Source organism: Nocardia sp. NPDC057440 (genome assembly GCF_042802915.1).
Classification (GTDB): Bacteria; Actinomycetota; Actinomycetes; order Mycobacteriales; family Mycobacteriaceae; genus Nocardia.
The window spans coordinates 79,140-98,383 of record NZ_JBHVDF010000008.1 but is presented as its reverse complement, the minus strand read 5'-3'; the positions used below and the strand labels follow the sequence as shown (position 1 = coordinate 98,383).

The 19,244-nt window shown below is 65.0% G+C and carries 19 protein-coding genes; 8 read left to right on the top strand and 11 right to left on the bottom strand.

The window, feature by feature from the left end:
• Nucleotides 1-305 precede the first annotated feature (305 nt).
• The 5 genes from ACFU4Z_RS18540 to ACFU4Z_RS18520 all read left to right on the top strand — a co-directional run bounded on the left by ACFU4Z_RS18540 (nt 306) and on the right by ACFU4Z_RS18520 (nt 5,886).
• On the top strand, nt 306-689 hold the full coding sequence (locus ACFU4Z_RS18540; RefSeq protein ID WP_379064838.1) for a DUF488 domain-containing protein: 384 nt from the start codon (nt 306-308) through the stop codon (nt 687-689).
• A gap of 187 nt (nt 690-876) precedes the next feature.
• The gene (locus ACFU4Z_RS18535) at nt 877-2,400 is read left to right on the top strand and encodes a PucR family transcriptional regulator (RefSeq protein WP_379064462.1); all 1,524 of its coding nucleotides are present in this window, start codon (nt 877-879) and stop codon (nt 2,398-2,400) included.
• 446 nt (nt 2,401-2,846) lie between these two features.
• Entirely contained in the window at nt 2,847-3,419 is a 573-nt protein-coding gene (locus ACFU4Z_RS18530) for a CBS domain-containing protein (RefSeq protein WP_379064460.1), read from the top strand.
• A 433-nt stretch (nt 3,420-3,852) separates the two neighbouring features.
• Complete coding sequence (locus ACFU4Z_RS18525) at nt 3,853-4,326, top strand: TraR/DksA family transcriptional regulator (protein WP_379064458.1); 474 nt, start codon at nt 3,853-3,855, stop codon at nt 4,324-4,326.
• A gap of 741 nt (nt 4,327-5,067) precedes the next feature.
• Nucleotides 5,068-5,886: a class I SAM-dependent methyltransferase gene (locus ACFU4Z_RS18520; RefSeq protein ID WP_379064456.1), complete on the top strand. Its 819-nt coding sequence runs from the start codon at nt 5,068-5,070 to the stop codon at nt 5,884-5,886.
• A gap of 143 nt (nt 5,887-6,029) precedes the next feature.
• Here ACFU4Z_RS18520 and ACFU4Z_RS18515 read toward each other — a convergent pair whose 3' ends face one another.
• The 4 genes from ACFU4Z_RS18515 to ACFU4Z_RS18500 form a co-directional block, all read right to left on the bottom strand.
• Complete coding sequence (locus ACFU4Z_RS18515; RefSeq protein ID WP_379064454.1) at nt 6,030-6,767, bottom strand: pyridoxal-dependent decarboxylase; 738 nt, start codon at nt 6,765-6,767, stop codon at nt 6,030-6,032.
• 7 nt (nt 6,768-6,774) lie between these two features.
• Entirely contained in the window at nt 6,775-7,296 is a 522-nt protein-coding gene (locus tag ACFU4Z_RS18510) for a hypothetical protein (RefSeq protein WP_379064452.1), read from the bottom strand.
• 181 nt (nt 7,297-7,477) lie between these two features.
• Complete coding sequence (locus ACFU4Z_RS18505) at nt 7,478-8,713, bottom strand: Ig-like domain-containing protein (protein WP_379064450.1); 1,236 nt, start codon at nt 8,711-8,713, stop codon at nt 7,478-7,480.
• Between the two features lie 159 nt (nt 8,714-8,872).
• Nucleotides 8,873-9,586 carry an SAM-dependent methyltransferase gene (locus ACFU4Z_RS18500; RefSeq protein ID WP_379064448.1) on the bottom strand — a complete coding sequence of 238 codons (714 nt, stop codon included), beginning with the start codon at nt 9,584-9,586 and terminating at the stop codon, nt 8,873-8,875.
• Here ACFU4Z_RS18500 and ACFU4Z_RS18495 point away from each other — a divergent pair.
• Complete coding sequence (locus ACFU4Z_RS18495) at nt 9,508-9,807, top strand: hypothetical protein (RefSeq protein ID WP_379064850.1); 300 nt, start codon at nt 9,508-9,510, stop codon at nt 9,805-9,807. The genes ACFU4Z_RS18500 and ACFU4Z_RS18495 overlap by 79 nt on opposite strands.
• A gap of 461 nt (nt 9,808-10,268) precedes the next feature.
• On the opposite strand, the gene ACFU4Z_RS18490 is transcribed toward ACFU4Z_RS18495, so the two are convergent.
• The 5 genes from ACFU4Z_RS18490 to ACFU4Z_RS18470 form a co-directional block, all read right to left on the bottom strand.
• A complete protein-coding gene (locus tag ACFU4Z_RS18490) occupies nt 10,269-12,125 on the bottom strand; it encodes a hypothetical protein (RefSeq protein WP_379064446.1) in 1,857 nt (618 codons plus the stop codon).
• Nucleotides 12,126-12,545: 420 nt separating this feature from the next.
• A complete protein-coding gene (locus ACFU4Z_RS18485) occupies nt 12,546-13,454 on the bottom strand; it encodes a DUF5995 family protein (RefSeq protein WP_379064444.1) in 909 nt (302 codons plus the stop codon).
• Nucleotides 13,455-13,567: 113 nt separating this feature from the next.
• Nucleotides 13,568-13,783, bottom strand: a complete 216-nt coding sequence (locus ACFU4Z_RS18480) for a hypothetical protein (RefSeq protein ID WP_379064442.1) — start codon at nt 13,781-13,783, stop codon at nt 13,568-13,570.
• A 573-nt stretch (nt 13,784-14,356) separates the two neighbouring features.
• Nucleotides 14,357-14,755: a low affinity iron permease family protein gene (locus tag ACFU4Z_RS18475; protein WP_379064440.1), complete on the bottom strand. Its 399-nt coding sequence runs from the start codon at nt 14,753-14,755 to the stop codon at nt 14,357-14,359.
• Nucleotides 14,756-15,012: 257 nt separating this feature from the next.
• Entirely contained in the window at nt 15,013-15,525 is a 513-nt protein-coding gene (locus ACFU4Z_RS18470; RefSeq protein WP_379064438.1) for a hypothetical protein, read from the bottom strand.
• Between the two features lie 547 nt (nt 15,526-16,072).
• On the opposite strand from ACFU4Z_RS18470, the gene ACFU4Z_RS18465 reads away from it, so the two are divergent.
• The gene (locus tag ACFU4Z_RS18465; protein ID WP_379064436.1) at nt 16,073-16,504 is read left to right on the top strand and encodes an ester cyclase; all 432 of its coding nucleotides are present in this window, start codon (nt 16,073-16,075) and stop codon (nt 16,502-16,504) included.
• Complete coding sequence (locus ACFU4Z_RS18460; RefSeq protein ID WP_379064848.1) at nt 16,452-16,700, top strand: hypothetical protein; 249 nt, start codon at nt 16,452-16,454, stop codon at nt 16,698-16,700. The genes ACFU4Z_RS18465 and ACFU4Z_RS18460 overlap by 53 nt, the downstream gene beginning before the upstream one ends.
• Nucleotides 16,701-16,770: 70 nt before the next feature.
• Here ACFU4Z_RS18460 and ACFU4Z_RS18455 read toward each other — a convergent pair whose 3' ends face one another.
• Entirely contained in the window at nt 16,771-17,529 is a 759-nt protein-coding gene (locus ACFU4Z_RS18455) for a hypothetical protein (protein WP_379064434.1), read from the bottom strand.
• A gap of 125 nt (nt 17,530-17,654) precedes the next feature.
• Nucleotides 17,655-19,208: a long-chain fatty acid--CoA ligase gene (locus tag ACFU4Z_RS18450; RefSeq protein WP_379064432.1), complete on the bottom strand. Its 1,554-nt coding sequence runs from the start codon at nt 19,206-19,208 to the stop codon at nt 17,655-17,657.
• Nucleotides 19,209-19,244 lie beyond the last annotated feature (36 nt).

Below are 19,244 nucleotides of genomic sequence, written 5' to 3'. Positions count from 1 at the left end.
GGTGAATCCATGTCTGAACCGTCCCCCAGCGGACCGGCCGCGGCCCGCGCCAGTGGGCGTACCGGCCCGTTCTCCAGTTTCGTTGAGCCGTAACGCAATCAGAGGATTGCGTCCCATGCCGTTGATGACGATGCTGGTGATCGGTGTGCTCCTGCAGATCGCTGCTGTGGTGGCCGGGTACCTCAGGTCCTAGCTACTTTCGACGCTAACTCCTCGCTGCGACGCGGGTGCTGGCAGGCTCGATGGTGTGTCTATCGCCCAACTGCGCTGCACCATCGCGCAGCGATAACAACCGGAGGTCGATGATGACGACTCGACGCACTGTGCAAATCCGCAGAATCTATGACGACCCGACCCCGCACGACGGCACCCGTGTCCTGGTGGACCGGCTCTGGCCCCGCGGCGTCAGCAAAACCAAAGCCCACCTCGACGAATGGTGCAAACAGATCGCTCCATCCACTGAACTGCGCAGATGGTACAGCCACGACCCGGAACTCTTCGATGAATTGTCCCGCCGCTACCGCGACGAACTTACCGAACCCGAGCGCGTCGAAGCGCTCGCACATCTGCGCGAACTGGCAGACCAGAACAAACTCACACTGCTCACCAGCACCAAGAACATCGACATCAGCGAGGCCGTCGTACTCGCCGATGTCGTCGCACGACCGCGCAGATCCCCCAGAAAGTGACAGGCTATGTCGCACGGGGTGCGGCGCTGGAAATCTGATCTCGTCGATGCGACGCGGGTCGCCGACACTGGCTGCGCTGGTGTTCATCCCGATGGACCGCCCGACGAGATAGCCCGACTTCCTTGTCCGCGAACTTCCGTCGGTCGCCTGATTGCACTGCACCTTCGGTTCTACACAGGAGCGGCTCGTGGTGACATTGGACCGGTTGGCGAACGTACTGGGTAGCTATGGGATCCGTTTGCGGTTGTGTTCGGTTCCCCGGTCCACCCAATTGCGCAGCGTGGTGATCCACGGGGCCGATCAGGACCCCACGGAAGTAGGTGATGTGCTGCTGGGCATCGGGGCACGTTCGGTGTCGGAGGTGGTGGACTGGGCGGTGTCGGCGCGGGCCGTCGTCGCGCTCATCCGTGGGGATGAGGAGATCGCGGATGAGCCGGAGATCGAGGGTGTGGCGGTGATGGTGGTCGATCCTGCGGTGGCCTGGAGTGAGGTGGCCGCAGTGGTCTACGGGTTGGTGCTGGAAGGACGCGAGACCGAGGCCGGTCGCGGCCCGACCGATTTGTTCGCTTTGGCCGACAGTCTGGCCGACGCGGCCGGGGGTGCGGTGACGATCGAGGACCGGTTGTCTCGGGTGCTGGCGTATTCGAGGCCGCAGCAGCACCTCGACCCCGCACGGGTCGAGACGATCCTGGGGCGGGAGATGCCGCAGTGGTTGCGGACGGTGTTCGATGCGCGCGGTGTCTTCGCACATTTAGCGGTCTCGGAGGAACCGTTCTTCGTGCCCGCGCAGGAAGAACATGGTGTGACAGGGCGGATGGTCGTGGCCGTGCGCGTGGGCCGGCAACTGCTGGGTTCGGTATGGGTGTCGTGCCCTGCACCGTTGCACGGGGCTCGACGGATCGCCTTGGCCGACGGCGCACGCACGGTGGCCCTGCACCTGTTGCGATCAAGGGCCAGCGCGGACCTGGAACGTCAAGTGGAATCCGAACTGGTGATCAGTTTGCTGGAGGGCGCCGCGGACGCGGCGACGGTGGCCAGCAGGCTGGGGTTGGCGCCGGAGAGTTTGCGGGCGATCGCGCTGCGCGCACGGGTCGCCGACGAGCAGCACGCCGCGCTGCTGCTGATCTTCGAGCGAGCAACAACCGGATTCGGCTGGTCCCGTTCGAGCCGCAGCGCCCTGGTCGGCGACACCATCTACACCGTGCTGCCCGCAGATCAGGCGGCGACGGCACGCCGCTGGATCAGCGAGCTACAGGCGGCGCTGCCCGCACAGATGACGGTGTCGGCCGGCATCAGCGGTGGGGCCCGGGCCACGGAATTGGCGTTGGCGCGCCAAGAGGCCGAGGAATGCCTGGCGCTACACGAGGCCCGCTCAGCGGATGCTGCGCCCCCCGCCTATGACGAGTCCTGGGACGAGATCCTGCTACAACGGTTGCGCGCCGCAGGGCTTTCCGGACGCACCCCCGCACGGGGGCCGGTGTCGCAGTTGCGACGCCACGACCAGACACACTCCACCCAGTACGTTGCAACGCTGCGCGCCTGGTTGCAGGCTCAAGGCGACCCCGCCCAGGCGGGCGCACAGCTCGGCGTGCACGAGAACACCGTCCGTAACCGGCTGCGCAAGATGGCAGAGGTGACCAACCTGGGCTTGGAAGACCCCCGTAAACGGCTCGCCATGATGATCGAACTCGCCATCACCGACAACGACTGACTTGTGCTGTGCCATCGCCACAAATCTCGACGCCTCGATTGTCGGATCGGCGCAACTGATCGCCTCGACAACCACGCCATCATGGAGTTGACAAGAACGCCACAGGTGGCAGGAGCGACATGGTGAGCACCGATCGGCCCGACAGCCGACCATAGGCCAGCCATTGTCGCCGAAGACGCAGCTACGGACGCGCCGCGCGAATCGATTCGGCACGAGCACCCGCGATACCCGTGGGGCCCCAGCGACTCAGACCCGGCCCGACATCAGGGCCTGCGCGTTGTCAGGGGCGGCACGCCGCCTTGGCCCGCCCCTGACAACAATCTCCAACCCAGCCACGCGGTCCCCTACGGGCTGACAGACCCAGCCCCCGGAAAATACGAGAACAGTCCAGCGAAGGATTGCCCAGTCGTGCCCAGCCGGTAACTAGCTGAACGGAGTCGAACGGAATGAAGAACATGCAGGTATGCGAGGTCATGCAACGCCCGATCATCGCCGTGCGACACAACAACACGGCACGCGAGGCGGCGCTGATGCTCGCCGAACTAGGCTACGCGGCGTTGCCCGTTCTCGACCGAAACGATCGCCTCATCGGGGTACTCACCAGCGGTGACCTCTTGCGGGCCGGCGAACTCAACGACACGGTCAGTGCAGTGATGACCACACCAGCGATCTCGGTCTCCGACAACGCTGCACTGGCCGAGGTCATGAGCAGGCTGGTAACGCACGGACTGCGCAGTCTGCCAGTCGTCGATGCCGACGGCCGCGTCATCGGCATGTTCAGCCGCGGCGACGCATTGCGACTCATGCTCACCCCCGACGACGCACTCGCCGCCGATGCGCAGAACCTCCTCGATCAATACACCGGAGGACGGCGCTGGCATGTCACGGTCCACGAAGGCGAAGCCACCATCTCCGGCCGGTTCGCCGACGAATCCGAACGGCGAATCACCATCGCCCTCACCCGCACAGTGCCCGGCATCCGCACCGCGACCACACCGGCCGCCTCGGCCGTGCACTAACCGGCAACCGCAACAGTCCCAATCCAACCTTGACGTAAGCGGCGCACCGCCACATCAATACATTCAGGCCCACGGGCGCCGAACGTGCACAGATTGTGGCCACTGCACGAGATGCGCCGGGCTATTGGCGCTGGTCGCAGCTCGGATTATCCCACAGCCCCGGGGTATTCGGTCCCCGCACACATCGGCACACAGAAGCGTAGGACCTGTCCGTCGGCCACCTCATCCAGACCATCAGCAGGCCGCTCGGATCCTGTCGCTAACGACCGCAACCCGACTCGACCGCCACACTTCCCCCTGGAGTGCTGTCGAAAGGACCCAGGGATGCAAGTGGCGCGGTCGTATAAGTGGCGCATCGGCAATTGTCGCAGGCGGGCAGGCGCGGCCGTTTTATGTAAACGGTCCTGGCCTTGTCAGCGAATATTCAGATGGCGTGGAGGTGGTCATTACAGGGCCGCTGGCCAGCCCTCCGGCCCCCTCACTTGACCGCACCTCGACCACCAATCCTGGAGACCAGATGGCCCACGCACACACCGCCGCCCGCGACCGCCTTACCGACCACCTACCCGTGCTACGAGCCACACTGAACCAGCAACGCCGCTTCCGCCTGCAGCAGCTGGCTGAACTCGAAGCCGAAATCGACCGCGCCACCGCACCCACCAACGCGGCTGATACGGCTAGGCATGAGGTCACTATCAAGTTGGCCGCGGCAGCACGACAAGTTTTGGCCGACATCGATGAAACTCTCACGCTCATCACCACAGGCCGTTACGGCCGCTGCCGCCGCTGTCATGCCGAGATCCCGGTCCACCTACTGCAGATCATTCCCACTTCACGGTGGTGCCTGAATTGTCGGCAGCATCTCACCCCGCCGGTGTGCGTCGAAATGACGCACGCACGGTTCTGAGGGGGTCCGAGATTGGACCATCTGGCGGCCGCCGGCAAGCGGCTGGTTCGGGGCGGCCTGGTCGACTGGGTAAATGTGCCTCGCTGTGGACGATTGCCCGTCGAGGTCCGTCGAAGAGCGTTAGCCCAGAGAAGCTGGATGCATCGTCAGGTGCAGCACAGGGATCGACTTACCCATGTCCGGATGGTGGGCTTCGGGGTCAGCCAGAGTCAGCACTGGAATGTCGAGATGCTCAGCCTCGATTGCCCGAGAAAGGGCACTACCACAATCAGACAAGCCGGGCCGCAACACGGTGCACATCAACCTACCGCTGTTCGAGGGCGTCGTGGAGGATCATATCGCCATGGAGATTACCGGTATCGAAATGGACACATTCGATCCCGACAAAAGCTGCGACCGTACCGGCGCGTTTTCACCGGCTTGCCAGCAGAATGGTTTGGTTCGATCGAACCGGATGCTGACCATATTGAACCCGAGGACCCCGGCGACTGGCGATTCTGGTACCGCATCGAAAGAGCATGAGCAGAACCCGCTGCACGGTAGCGCGGCGCCGGGCCTGCACAGGCCGAAACGGCGGTCGTGTCAGCCCGCGCACATCGGCTGCTCCAGCAGCGGCCTTCCTGGGCACACCAACGCTCAACGTTCAGCCACACTTGTCCTGCACAACAGCTGGCTTCGCGACTTGTTGTCCATCGATCAGGTTCGGCAGCCTCCGCCACCCGATTACAGAGGGAGCATCAGATGACCGAATCCCGCCCCGCTGACCTCAAGGCGCGGCATCGTGCAATGTGGGCACTGGGCGACTACCCGGCCGTCGCCACCGAAGTCATCCCTGGGCTGGGCCGGCGTCTCATCGAAGTCTGCCGTATCGGCCCGGGTCAGCGCGTGCTGGACATTGCGGCCGGATCCGGGAATGCAGCGATCCCGGCCGCGGAGACCGGTGCGGACGTCGTCGCGAGCGACCTGACACCGGAATTGTTCGACGCGGGCCGGCGTCTCGCCGCCGCCCGGGGCGTCGACCTGCAGTGGCAGGAAGCCGACGCCGAGGCGTTGCCCTACGCCGATGCCGAGTTCGACGCCGTGATCTCGTGCGTAGGCATCATGTTCGCGCCGTTCCACCAGGCGGCCGCGGACGAACTGGTGCGGGTCACCAAGCCGGGCGGCACGATCGGGCTCATCAACTGGACACCCACCGGATTCATCGGGCAGATGTTCGCCACGATGAAACCGTTCGCTCCGCCGCCCCCGACCGGTGCGCTGCCGCCTCCGATGTGGGGCGACGAGACACATGTCCGGTCGCTCTTGGGTGATCGCGTCGCCGACCTGGAGCTGCGACGCGAAAACGCGGTCATCGATCGTTTCGCTGACGGCGCGGAGTTCCGCGACTTCTTCAAGGCCTACTACGGACCGACGGTCGCCGTGTACAAGGCCATTGCCGCGGAACCCGACCGGATCGCGCGGTTGGACCGGGAACTCGCGGATCTCGCATCCCAGCACGACCTGGGCAACGGGCGGATGGAGTGGGAGTATCTCTTGGTCACCGCTCGCCGATCGGCCTGAACTGATGGCGTTGCCCGGGCAGTCGGAAAGCAGTTTCTCCTGACGACGGACGTGTGCGTAGTGGTCGAGTCCCCTCTCGGACACTGGTGTTGAGCACCGGGATACCGACTTCTCAGTGCGGTGCTTCGTACATCGCGGCCTCGCTAGGACGAGCACGGAGCGGCCGACACTCGCGTAGTCGGTGGCAGGGGCAAGGGGGGTTCCGCTTCGCGCGACCTATGCCCGGCCGCCAATAGGCAGCCCGCGATAACCGTGGCGATTTCCCGAGTCCGTTCCACGTCTCGGCACAGTTCCTCGACGATGTGGTCGCTTACGTGCGACACGGTCACGATGTGCGCCCGGTCGCCGACCGTCGCCAGGTGATATTTGCCGCAGATCCACTCGGCGGGCCGATCGAAGACCACCACGATCGATGAAGGGTGCAGTTCAGGGTGCAACCCTGCCGCGGCAAGACGCTCGGTGGTCTGCTGGGCCATGTCGAGGGCCGCGCGGGCATCGCGCGCCAACCCCTTTAATCCCTTGGACGCGAGCGCGAACCAGATGAGCACGCTGGCGAGCCCGCTGCGCGAACAGCCGAGGGTGGCGTCGGTCGTGCCGACATACTCGCCCTCCACCTCGGCGACAACCAATTCCGATCGGCACATCGCGAGCGCACAGGGGACGGGCATGCCGAGCCCTTTGTGCATACTCACCGCGATGCTGCCGACCGCGCGATGTGCGAAGCCCCAGGATGCACTGTCCGCGGTGAACGGCACGATCAGCCCCGACAGCGCCGCATCGGCGTGCACATACACCGGGCCCGCCGCCGAGGCCGCCGCCACAATCGCGTCCACATCATCGATCGCGCCTGTCATCGTGGTCCCGCTGGTCGCAACGACCACCGCACCTCTACCGGCGTCGCGACGGCATTCGCGCGCCAACTCCCGCCACATCCATGCGGTCCTGGGCATCACACCCGATGACGACCAGTTCCTTTCGCATCAGCCGCGCGTTCTTTCGGATCGAATAGTGGGCGGCCTGGCTGCAGTAGACCCTGGCGTCGGGCAGCAAGGTGCAGCCTCGATCGAGTCCGAACTGATTGGCCTCGCTGCCGCCGCTGGTCACGTATCCGTAGGTTCGGTCGGGGCTGCCGTTGGCCAGCCGAGCCATGAAGTCGACGACCGCGCGCTCCATCGCTTTGGCGTTGATATCCGACTTGTCCGCGCTGCCCGGGTCGCCGACATTGTTGATGAGGACGTCCAGTAGCCCGCCGAGTCGGCTGAAACTGAACTCGAGGTTGCCGGGAAACCCGAGCACATACGGTTCTTCGCCCCGCATACCGGTGATGAAGGCATCCAACTGCGAGAGCAATTCCTCTTCGGGTCGAGGAGATCGACCGATTCGGTGCTGGTCGGAATTCGAGATATTCACGCGTACCGCCTGGTTTGCCGACGGTGTCGCCTTGCGTCATGTCGGTATTCAGGCAGAGGTTAGCAACGCTCCGGCACACCACGCGGGGGCGCGATTTACCAACGGTGAGAGGTCGATCCGAGCAGAGTGCGCTTATCGGGGTTGCGAATCCCGGTGAGAGGGATGGTGCGATCCTTTCGTGTCACGTGTGGGCGCCGCCGCGAAGCCAGTCGGACCAGGGGATGCTCCAATCGCCGTTCTGCCAGATGTCGAGGGGGTCGCCGCCGGTGTTGCGGACCTCGACGACGTCGCCGGGGATGACGAAGTCGTAGAACCATGCGGCATCGTCGGGGGAGATGTTCAGGCAGCCGTGTGAGACGTTGGTGTTGCCTTGGGCCCACATGCTTGCGGCCAGTTCGTGCACGAAGATTCCGTCGTGGCTGATGCGGACCGCGTGGTTGATGCTCGTGCGGTAGCCGCCGGAGTTGGTCGGCAGGCCGTAGCTGGCGGAGTCCATGATCACCGGGTCGTTTCGGTCCAGCACGGTGTAGATGCCGGGGCGAGTCCAGAACGACAGATAATTGGACCCGACGGCCGCGGTGCCGCCCTTGCCCATCGAGGTGGGCATGGTTCGCACCAGGTTCCCGTTGTCGAACACCTCGATCTGTTTGGTGTCGTCGTCGGCGATCGCGACGTGCGCGGGGCCGATGACCACCGACACCCGTTGGTCGCGCAGGCCGTAGCGGCCTTCGCCGAGCGCGAGGCCGAAGAGTTCGGCCGCGATCGTGATCCTGGTTCCCGGCGCGTGATAGTGCTCCGGCCGCCAGTGTGCGTTGTGATCGTCGAGCCAGTACCAGGCACCGGTGACGGCGGGCTGGGTGGTGACCTTCAGGTGGCGTTCCACGGCCGCCCGGTCGACGGGTTCGTCGAAATGGGCGACGAGCACGAAACCCACTCCGTAGGTGTCGTTTTCGGCCAGTTCGACAAGATTGGCGGAGCGCAGTGAGACGTCGATGAGCTGTTGCGGTTGTACCGTGGTGCAGGTTGTCGTCGCGGTGACGTCGCCCGTTTCGCCGTGTGCCACGGCTTTCGCGGTGTAGGCGTGTCCGTAGCCGAGCGGTTCGGCGCTGGTCCACGTTCGATGATCGGGTGCCGGTACGCCCGGCAGTGATCTGCCCGTTTCGTCGATCCATTCGACCGACCGCAGTGTCCCGTCGGTGACCGTGACCATGCCGGGGCTCCGCGCATCGATGTTGTGGGTGCCAGGTGGGGGATCGAATCGGATTGTGGCGGGTTTGGCGGGCGCGAGTTCTCGCAGCCCGCATCCGGCCAGGGCGAGGCCACCCGCACCGGCGAAGCTGATCAGTAGCCGACGACGTCCCAATGCCACCGCGTATCTCCTTTCACCGAGTGCAGCAGGGCCGATCCCTGCCAGCATGTGGTAGCTACACACTTGCTGACACATCAACGAGCGGAATCTCCACCGATCCGTCGCACAACCGACACCGTTCCGCGATCGGGCAAGACGGTCATGGTTGGTCTGCAAGACCCGAACGGTGACGCGGTCCGCTGGCGCGAACTGTCCGCCGAAACCGGCTCAGGGCCACATGACGGTGACCAGGCTGATCAATGAATGCTCGGCGGCCGGAGTGTGGCCGAGGTCGCGGATGTAGTCGTTGAGGTAGACGCGCTCACCGGTCCAACCGCGGTCGGTGAACCATTCCGTGGCCTCACCGCGGGGGTCGTTGTAGATCAACCGCACCCAGTCCGAGCCCGCGTCGCCCTGCTCGGCCATCGCGGCGGCGGCCTCCGCGGGCAGCGGATCCATCTGCTCGATCGCGACCCAGCTGCCGGGCGCGCTGAGCGAGACGACGGCGTCGAACAGTTGGTCCTGTGCAGCCGGTGACAGATAGATCAGCAGGCCCTCCACCAGCCACGCGGTCGGCAGGGCAGGATCGAAGCCGCTGTCACGCAATGCTTTCGGCCAGTCCCCGCGCAGGTCCACCGGCACCTCATGGCGCTCGGCGATCGGCTGGCGCCCGGCCTGCGCGAGAGTTTCGCGCTTGAACGCCAGCACCTGCGCCCGGTCGAGCTCGTAGACGACGGTGCCGTCGGGCCACGGCAACCGGTACGCGCGGGCGTCCAGGCCCGCCGCGAGGATGACCACCTGCCGGATGCCGGCGGCCGCGGCCGCGTGGAGGTAATCGTCGAAGTATCGGGTGCGGCGACCTGATGCTGCTGGAACTGAATTCCGAATTCGCGGGTCAGCAGTGGATGGCCGGGCACTCGACCGTCGAGCAGGTCGGCCCACTCCCCGCCCGCGGCCCGCACGAAGAGCTCGGCGAACGGGTCCTGCGCCGGCGCATCGGCCGCGCGGCCGCCCAGCGCGCGAGCCGCCGCGACGAACAACGCCGTAGATCCCACACTGGTATTGATGTCCCAGGAATCTCCATCGGTGCGCATGCTCGCCAACGTACCGATCATGGCGAGCTCGGTCATTCCACCGCACCGCGACAGCGGAATCTTCCGTGAACCAACCGTCCTAGCGGCGTTCACTCCACTGCAGCACAGTCAGCGGGATGAAATCCTCCGGCGGAGGGGGCGGTGCAACCCTGAACACCTTTGACTACGCCGTCGACGAAGGCGCGTCAGTGGTGGTGGTCGTGCCGGCCCAGGGTCCCCACGGGATCGCGCCAAGCTGGCAACTGATCGGCCGACCGACACCTTTCGTGAATGTGCCGGACTCCGACGGGAGTTCCACTTTCCACACGATTGATATACGACTGGGTTGGATGCCCCCTCTCCCCCGGGCTCCTGGTGCCCACACGTCCGGCTCGTCGATACAGCCGCCAGAAGATCCCATTTCCTCGACGGTCGGCTGCGTTTGCTCAACGAAGTCGCTGAGCACTGTTCTGCCGCGAGGTTTGAGTGTGCGGTGAATCTCGCTCAGTACCTGCAGGCGATCGGGCAACATTGCCGTCTGTGTCCTCTGCTCAGTTGTCGTAGGACGCGACGCCGACCGGACCTGACCCGATACACAGGTCGAGTCCTGGTGTGCGAGACACGATCCGAAGTACAGATCCGCTGCCGACGATCCGGACGAACACCGTGTTCAGGCCTTTCCGGACCGGAGCCGCGACAGGTTCGCCGTGTTCGAAGGCAACGGTGATCCGCCCATCCCGGTTCGCGAGATAGTTGAGCTGCGCGGTCCATTCGTGCTCGAGCATCGGGCCGTCGAGCAGCAGTTCGACCGGTGCGGTGCCATGAATTCGGTAACCACAGTTCGCCTCTGGCCCGGGGCGAATGCTTCGGTTCCACCAGACCGCCGCTTCGACGATCTCGCCGGTGTCGGTAATCATCCGCAGATGTGGCGTCGAGGCAGCGAATGTGCCGGGAGGCGCGACGGGCGCCAGCACCCGACTGGCCAGATTCTGAGGATATGCCAGCGGATTCAGGACATTCCATGGCACCTCCTGCTCGAGCAGGGGCGCGTCATCCAGCTCGTCCAGCGCCGACTTCACGTTCGTGACATAGGTTCTGGTCGGGCCGGCGCGCCACGATCGCATGAATGTGTGCGTGGACCAGAGACTGCTGACGAGGAACACCACCAGCACTGCGCCCGCCGCACGAGGGCCGGGCAGCAGGGCGTGCGCCCGGCCGCGCGATGATCGCGGGCGGGCACGAAGCACCAGCGCCCCCACCGCCGCCAGCACCACTGCCATATCGGCGAAGTAACGCAGCGACTGCATGATTTCCGCCGCGGTATTCGGTCCGCCGCGGGCCAGCGCCACCGGTAGCTGGGCCACCAGAACGTACGCCGCTGCCGTCAGCCAGACCGGCCCCACCCTGAGCCGGGCACGCATCGACAGCACCACCACGACACCGAGCGTGCCCCAGGCCGACACCACTGCCCAGCCCGGCGGATCCGCCCACGGTGTCGATGGCAGCCACCGCTCCCAGATCCATGGCCCGCCGAGCAAAGTCGGCACGATGCCCAGTGATGTCGCCCCCGGCAGCAGATTCCGCAGTTCGTCCAAGCTGTTGTGCAGGGCGGAAATGTCGACCACCGTGAGATACCCCATCAACCAGCACACCAGCACCAAGCAGGATCCGGTCCACAGCGCCGCACCACGTCGCGCCACCACCCGAATCGCGGCCACACGCCCGTCGACGTATTGAGCAAGTGCAGCAACGGCGAACGCGACGAACGGGACGATCACCGACTTCTCGAAGAACAGCAGGGCCACCGCAAACACCGATATCGCCGATATCGCGTATCGAGGCCGACCACTGCGGACCAGCAGCACCGCATCGCCGATCACCCAGGCGAGTGCGAATTGCAGCGGCAGCGCGTTCAAGGCAGCCGCCCACCACGCGAACGCCGGAAGCGTCAACGGACAGAACAGGTAGAAAAGCAGCGGGACCAGGACCGTCCACCGTGCGCCGGCCAACACGATCAGCATGCGCAGTACAGCCACCGATGCCGCGAGTTGCAGGATCAGCAGCGACACCACCGGTCCGGCCCACACCAGCGGCGCCACCGCGGTCACCACCCACGCCGTGGCGAATGCCAATGGCATGAAATGCCCATCATGGTTGTACAGCAGCAAATCCGTGGACCACACCGGGTATCTGTCCGCCCGCCCGACCAGGATGAGATCGTCCCAGTAGAAGTAACCATTGCCGACTACCCACCAGCGCAGTACCAGTTGCAGGACGATGAGGCATCCGGCTACGACGACTATCGGCCGCGCATCCCGAATCGTGGCCGAGAATCGAAGCTTCGCCGCCACCGATGCCGGTCGCGAGCCGTGCACGGACCCCGGCGGGGCGGCCGCAACGGTGTCCATGACATCCCACCGTAGCGGCGGTCGGGTCGTGGATGTACGCGCGGTAGTGCCGCGGCGTTTCCCGCCAGGATCGGTGGACCCTTGGACACGATCCACCTCGATTCGGTCCTTCCTGCAACCCACCCGAACCGCGGCTCATCGAACACACGGCAAGCGGCTATCGAGTGTGTCGCCCAGGAAATCGGCGATGACGCGGGCCACGCCATCAGGGTCGTCGTCGTGGACCCAGTGCCCCGCGGCGAATCTCGTTGAAGGGACTGCGGATTACCTCGGTGTCGCTGATGCTGAACTCAGGCATCCCGTTGCACGTAACCGCGTCCTGGCATGGCCAGGATCCAGCGGTTTCGCCGTCCATCTGCGGAGCGGCACACATCGAGGATTTGCGCGCCGCCGGGTCCGCAGCAACGCGCCGTACCGGGGTCATAGACCGCGAAGCTGCACGAGGACATCGAAGGCGACTTCGGCTGTGTCGGTCAGCAGATGGATTTCCGCGGTCGTCGGATCGTGCAGCGCCGAATCCCGCAATGCCAGACCGTTACCGAAAATCACCACGTTGGCACCGAGGTCCGCGAGCCGTAGCAGCGGACCGGTCGCCACGCCGCGACCCAACAGCAGGTCCAGGCCTTCGCCGACGAAGTAGAACCGCCACAGCGGACCGAGGTCACCGTGGTAGACCTGCTCGGTGCGATCCACGATCACCTGTCCCGCGGTGGCGATGGCGTCGACGATCTTGAAGTAGTCGTGCGCGTTTTGCGGTGCACTGGCCACCGCGGCTACCGAATACGACAGATCGACAGCGAGGTGGGCGTTGTAGCCCGCCATGGCAAGTCGCGCCGCGGAGACATCACAGCGTTGCGCCATCTCGAAGTAGTTCGCCCACTGCGGTTCGACCACCCCGCCGCTGAATGCGGCGTGCACGTTGTCGAGATAACGGCGCAACAGTTCGAGACTGATCGCATGTGCGTACTCCCGGTGGAGGAACGCACTCGGATCGCGCTGCAGCGGCATAACCGCGGACTCCTCTACCGCATCAAGCCCCAGCGAGAACACGCCGCGCCGATCACCGTGGGCAACCAGGATCCGGGTGATCTCACGATGGCGCCGCACGGCGGTCTCCAACCGCTGTAAAGAATCTCCGGCCAACGTTGTGGTATCGGACGACCGGACGATGGTGCCCAGTTCAGCCGAGGAAAGCGCTGTTCCGCAGGCCGCCGCCTCGACCTCGACCGGGCGCGCGGGATGCGCGAGCGCAATCGGGGCCGATCCGATGGCCGCCGCGGCGAAGGAAGAGCTGATGAGTCCGAGGACGCTCATACGACTAATAGGCATGAGCCGCAGCTTAAGTGCCACGACGACGGCGGATCGGCTACGTCGCAGTCGCAGCCCGCGGGGTCCAGACGGGGTCGCGAACGGTCAGGGTAGGACCGCTCGATGCGCCAAGTCTACAGCCGCTCGGCATGTCGACCATAGTGTCGAACGGGTTGGGCGGATCGGTAGCTGTGTCCGGCTGGCGGTATGCGCCGTAGCTCCGAAAGCGGCGGTAGGACGGCGGTGTCGGCGTTCGGGTCGGCGCGTAGAGCGCGGATGAACCCATCGACAGTGAATCCGGCCGCGAGGACCTCTGCGAGCAGCCGCGCGGCGGCGTTCGTCGAATCCATGCGCTACACAGTTCCACAAGCGCATTCACCGCAAACAGGAAAACGCCTACCTGACACAAGAATTCGAAGAATCGGACAATTTTGGTAACGGTTTGGCAAACCCGTTGCCGAAGGGGTGTCGCTGTTCTACGCTCGCATCGCCCAGGCAAAGCCCGGGGCAGCAGGGCGGATCGGGCACACCGAAGCCCCACTGTCGCTGCCAGGTGGAGGGGTCGAACCCCGCCGGACCTCACCACCGATCAGCGCATGAGACACCGTCGGGTCTGCATGTGCTCGACCTCGACACCAGCCACGCTCGATTACCTCCATCGAAGTGGCGCCACGGCCGCGATGGCTACGACGTCCCGGCCACGCTCGCGGACGAGGCGGTCCAGCCGCTCCCCTCCCCATGTTCGCGGCATCGGAGGAACACCTCCACTACCAGGCACCACGACAACCACTGCCACACAACATAATCGGACGGGTCGACAGCCGCGGCGTCGGCGGCTACGTCGTCGCGGCAGGATCGGCGCTGCCCCACGGCACCTACAACCTCACGGAGGACCAAGAGCCGATCCCCCGTAGGACCACATCTCAGTGGCGCTCTTCGAGTCCAACAGCTTCCCGCAGCCGATCCGCGGCCGTTCGAAGCTCGGAATCGTTGAATGTGGATGACGCCAGCAGCGCGGCCAGCGCCTCGGCGATGACATTGAGTTTCTCTTGCGAGGCCTCGCTTGCGCGGCGGCTGGCGTTCTCGAGCAACACCACCAACAGCAGCGTGAAAACACTCGCAACGGTATGAATGGCCACTTGCCAGGTCTTGAGGTCTGTCCACCATGGCAAGCTGATCAGCCACGCCACGACGATCCCGGCACAGACGAAGAAGAACGGAGCCTGGCTCACTCGCAGCTCGGCCCGCTCGACGAACCGGTCGAACGGCGACCGGCGATCGCCTCCGCCACGGCTTCGTGCGGCCTCGCTGCGTCGCTCCATCACCAGAAGTTTAGTCGCATCTCACCCTCACCACATCCAGACGATCACGCTCCTGACGCGCATCGCCGGCAACGGCATTTCATTCGCGGCCTGCACAGTGACCACTGGCTGCCACGCTGTTTCCGCGCCTTCCCCCGGCCCTCGCCGACGAACATCTGTGACGATCAGCCCTCATTCACCGTCACGCTGCGGCAGTAGGACGAGGCCGACCCCGTCGCGAAAGCTCCTGCACGACAACAGGTTAACCAACACATTAGCTAATCACAGCCACGTAAGGCACGCTCTAAGCGTCGAAGCTCGGCACCCGCCTGTTGGTCACCGCGTTCCAGTCCCTGCTGGTAGAACTGCGCAGCACGCTGGCTGTTGCCGCCGCGTTCATAGCGGTAGGCGATTGTACGCAATGGCTGGTGATCTCCGTGGTCCGCAGCGAGGCGGGCAAGCTCTTCCCTGCGTTCCCGATCAGCTGCTCGCCGATGGTGATTGATCAAGTCGCGCAGCGCCATCGGCTCGCCGGCCGCAGCGGCATCAAGGGCGAGTTGCTCAGCCTCTGCGCGCTTCCCCGCGTTCCACAGTAGGACAATCTGCTCGCGCTGGGAAAGCGTTCGCCCTTCGGACAGGGCACGGACCAGCAGCTCAGTGCCGCCGCCCGGGTCAGCGGATATCGCGTCGACGAGCTCGCCCAGGCGATGAGCGGGCAATGCGGGATAGCCAGCTTTGGCGCGAAACTCCTCGATGTAGGCCCTGACTCGGGCCTGATCGTCTTCGGACATAATCCGGATGCTATCCAGCCTCGATCCGAGTCGCGAAACCTCGTTCACCACGACACAAGATCATCGCTGGCAGCCACTCCAAAGCCACATAAGACATGCTCTACCGCGGCGTACCCGGCAGTTCTGATCGCAGCTGACCGATCGGCACAGAAACCATCTGCGGTCGCGCTGCCTCGGACAGAGCCACTTCTCGGGCAGGTGTTCCTCAACCCCCTGTACTGAGGGAACGCCGACCCGACGGCTCTGACACCGTGGCTGTCACCTCAGTGCGCAACGTTACGGCAACCCGCTGTAGAAGGTAGCCCAGCGGCTGATCCTCGAGGCCTAGCATGGAGAACTATGACAACTCCCTCCTCTGACGCGGTATTCGAATCCGCCTATCGCGGCGAAGCGGTCGAGATAGGGCTGGGTATCCGGCCGCCGTGGCGGTGGTGCGGAACGACCCGGATGGCCCGGCGGTGCGGGCACTGGTCGCCCAGCCGGAGGTTCTCGAATGGATCGCCTGGCTACTCGACCGCAGCCTTGTGACAAGGAGGAGGGGCAAGTCATGAACCGCACGAACCCCGGAGAAGCGGCCAAGGCCATCGTCCGGCGCAACACCGAACAGGTCCAGGGACAAGGCGACTTCACCCTATTCGAAGAGTTGTTCGCTGACGATTTCATCGACCACACTCCACAGCCGAATACCACTCCAGATAAAGACGGCGTGCGCGTGCTGTATCAGCGCCTACGCGAAGCCTTTCCGGATTTCCGCCCGGAAATCCATTGGCAGACCGTCGAAGACGACGTGGTCACCACCTACAAGACCTACCACGGCACCCATCTCGGGTCGCTGTTCGGTATCGCGCCGACCGGACGCGTGGTGCAGTTCGAAACCGTTGATGCCATGCGCGTGCGCGACGGCCGCATCGTCGAACACTGGGGTGTTGCCGATCTCTTCTCGCTGGTTCACCAGCTGGGCGCACGCCTACAAGCCTGAACGCTTGGGCGGGGACTACCTCGCGACCGTCGCGATCCTCAACCGCGCGCTGCGGCTGTGCCAGCACAACTCACCCGACGCCGTCGCGGTCGTCATCATCGACAACCCGCGTCCGGGACAGCATTTCCTGTGTTCGATCGACCTTGTCCTCATAGAGTCCGGGCCGTGCACGGGCCAGCACCCGGCCGGCACATAGGGCAAGCCCGCTGAATCCGTTTCAACGTCGGTGGGCCATGCCAAGCCCACCGACGTTACGGCCGAACGGGCTATTTGGCCGGTGTCGCCGGCTGTCCGGGGTCTTTGCAGTAGGCAAGTTCGGATGGACAGGGTGCGAGGACGGTGGAGAAGTACTGGATGGCGGAAAACAGGGTGATAGGTCCGCCGGCTATGACCAATCCTGCTATGGAGCCGACTGCGCCGAGGGTGGCTGCGCCGAGGACGCAACCGGCGATGGTGGCGCCGATGAAGGGCGCCAAGAGGAATATGACGGGGCTGGAGATGGCGGCGCCTGCTGCCGCACCGACGAGACAGCCGGCACCGGCACCGAGGACTGCGCCCAGGACGGCACTGACGGCGACGCTGATCGCCGCACGTTGGGCGAAGACGCCGAGAGCTTGGGCGTCGCGGGGTGTGAAGGATTCCCCGATCTGTGCTGCGGCTTGGTCGGTGGTGATGATCTGGTCGCGGGCGACGTCCTGGACTGGATGGCCGTCAGTCTTCGATGGGGTGAGTGTCGCTGTGCCGCCGTCGGTTTCGGCCTTGATCGGGTAGGAGGTGTTGTCGATGCGGTAGGTGAGTGGGATGGCGGCGACCGGTCGGTCGGTGAGGTCGGTGAGGACGAGTTGGTCCTCGACGAGTTTCAGCTCTCCATCGCTGATACTCAGCACGGCGGCATCGCCACGGCGGCTGACTTCGTAATGCACTCCGGCGTGCTCGTCGACGGGTTGCGGTGTGGCGCCGGCTGTCGCGGTGGCGATTGCGATGGCTGTCACGGCGAGCGCGGCGGCGGCGGTGGTTTTCCTCATCTGCTGGTTCTTTCTCTTCATCGGTGGGATCGGCGCGGACCTGGGGTGGCACGCACCGTGGTTGAGGTCACGTCGTCTATCGCCCAGCCTGCCGAGCGGGCGACGGTGTGGTGCAGTAGCGGTCTTCAGCCGAGCGTGCGGAGCTCGCGCTTAAGAATCTTGCCGGTGGCCGTCATCGGCAGCGTGCGGACGAATTCGATGTGGCGGGGGTATTTGTAGGCGGCCAGTTGTTGTTTGGCCCACCCGATGAGCGCGTCCTCGGTCGGTGCGGTTCCTGGGACCGGGATGATGTATGCCTTGATTTCCTCGCCGTGGCTCTCGTGTGGGATACCGACCACGGCGGCCAGCGACACCGCCTCATGGGTCATGAGGATTTCTTCGATTTCACGGGGATAGACGTTGAGACCACCGCGCACGATCATGTCCTTGGCGCGGTCGACGATGTAGAAGTAGCCGTCGGTGTCGCGCTGCGCCAGATCGCCGGTGCGGAACCAGCCGTCACGAAGAACCTCGTTGGTGGCGTCGGGCCGGTTGTGGTAACCCTTCATGATGTTGTGGCCGCGCAGGGCGATCTCTCCGACGGCGTGATTGCCGGTGATGGTGTTGCATTCGTCGTCGATCAGGCGAACCTGCACTCCCCAGACCGGTCGGCCGATCGATCCGGGGCGCGGCTCGTGATCTAGGTCGGCGAATAAGGCAAGCGGCGAGGTTTCCGACAGGCCGTAGCCTTCGAGGATGTTCACCCCGAAGCGCTGCCGGAAGCGGGTGTGGATCTCCACAGGCATGGCGGCGCCGCCGGAGACGGCCAGCCGCAGGTGGGCGCTGATACGTCCGAGGTCGACGGTGTCGTCGAGCGCGCCGAGCAACCCCCAGTACATGGTGGGCACACCGGCGAACAGGGTGATCTGTTCGGCGTGCAGCAGCGTCAGGGTGGTGGTGGCGTCGAAGCGGGGTTGCAGGACCAGGGTCGCGGCGACGGAGAAGCCGGCGTTCATGTTCACCGTCTGCCCGAAGGAGTGGAACAACGGCAGTACCACCAGGTGCCGGTCGTGTCGTGCCGGGCTGTTGCCGAATTGCCGGTTGGCAGTGAACGCGTTGAGCGTCATGTTCGCGTGGGTCAGCTCGGCGCCCTTGGGTTTGCCGGTGGTACCGGAGGTGTAGAGAATCACCGCGGTATCGCCTGCTTCGCGCGGGCTGGCGTCGAATTCGGTGGGCTGCGCCCGCACTGCGGTGGACAGATCACCGGCGGTCTGGCCGGACTGCGGTGCGGGTGAGTCGATGATGAACAGGTGGCGGCAGTTCGGCGCCTGGTCGAAACCGGCGCGGGCGTAGTCGCCGATCGGCAACTCGGGGGTGCCCTGGTAGCAGAAGTAGGCTTTGGCATCGGAATCGTCGAGATGGTAAGCGATTTCGCGGTCCTCGAGCAGGATGTTGAGCGGGACCACGACCGCACCTGCTTTCAGGATGCCGTAGTAGATGATCGGGAACCAGGCCAGGTTCGGGCACGACAGCGCGACCTTGTCGCCCGGCCGGATGTCGTGGGCAACGAGCAGGTGGGCGACCTGACTGGTGGCGGCGTCGACCTGGGCGTAGGTCAGCGTGCGATCTTCGGCGACAATGGCGTCGCGATGCGGGTTGTTTCGGGCTGTATCTTCCAGCAGCACAGACAGATTGAGCATGGAGGGACCTCGGATCTGGGTGTCGGTGAGCATGAC

Coding starts and splice junctions, on each gene's coding strand:
- ACFU4Z_RS18540 (WP_379064838.1), top strand. CDS start 306: ATGACGACTCGACGCACTGTGCAAATCCGCAGAATCTATGACGACCCG.
- ACFU4Z_RS18530 (WP_379064460.1), top strand. CDS start 2,847: ATGAAGAACATGCAGGTATGCGAGGTCATGCAACGCCCGATCATCGCC.
- ACFU4Z_RS18520 (WP_379064456.1), top strand. CDS start 5,068: ATGACCGAATCCCGCCCCGCTGACCTCAAGGCGCGGCATCGTGCAATG.
- ACFU4Z_RS18505 (WP_379064450.1), bottom strand. CDS start 8,713: ATGCTGGCAGGGATCGGCCCTGCTGCACTCGGTGAAAGGAGATACGCG.
- ACFU4Z_RS18495 (WP_379064850.1), top strand. CDS start 9,508: ATGCTGCTGGAACTGAATTCCGAATTCGCGGGTCAGCAGTGGATGGCC.
- ACFU4Z_RS18490 (WP_379064446.1), bottom strand. CDS start 12,125: ATGGACACCGTTGCGGCCGCCCCGCCGGGGTCCGTGCACGGCTCGCGA.
- ACFU4Z_RS18485 (WP_379064444.1), bottom strand. CDS start 13,454: ATGCCTATTAGTCGTATGAGCGTCCTCGGACTCATCAGCTCTTCCTTC.
- ACFU4Z_RS18480 (WP_379064442.1), bottom strand. CDS start 13,783: ATGGATTCGACGAACGCCGCCGCGCGGCTGCTCGCAGAGGTCCTCGCG.
- ACFU4Z_RS18475 (WP_379064440.1), bottom strand. CDS start 14,755: ATGGAGCGACGCAGCGAGGCCGCACGAAGCCGTGGCGGAGGCGATCGC.
- ACFU4Z_RS18470 (WP_379064438.1), bottom strand. CDS start 15,525: ATGTCCGAAGACGATCAGGCCCGAGTCAGGGCCTACATCGAGGAGTTT.
- ACFU4Z_RS18465 (WP_379064436.1), top strand. CDS start 16,073: ATGAACCGCACGAACCCCGGAGAAGCGGCCAAGGCCATCGTCCGGCGC.
- ACFU4Z_RS18455 (WP_379064434.1), bottom strand. CDS start 17,529: ATGAGGAAAACCACCGCCGCCGCCGCGCTCGCCGTGACAGCCATCGCA.
- ACFU4Z_RS18450 (WP_379064432.1), bottom strand. CDS start 19,208: ATGCTCAATCTGTCTGTGCTGCTGGAAGATACAGCCCGAAACAACCCG.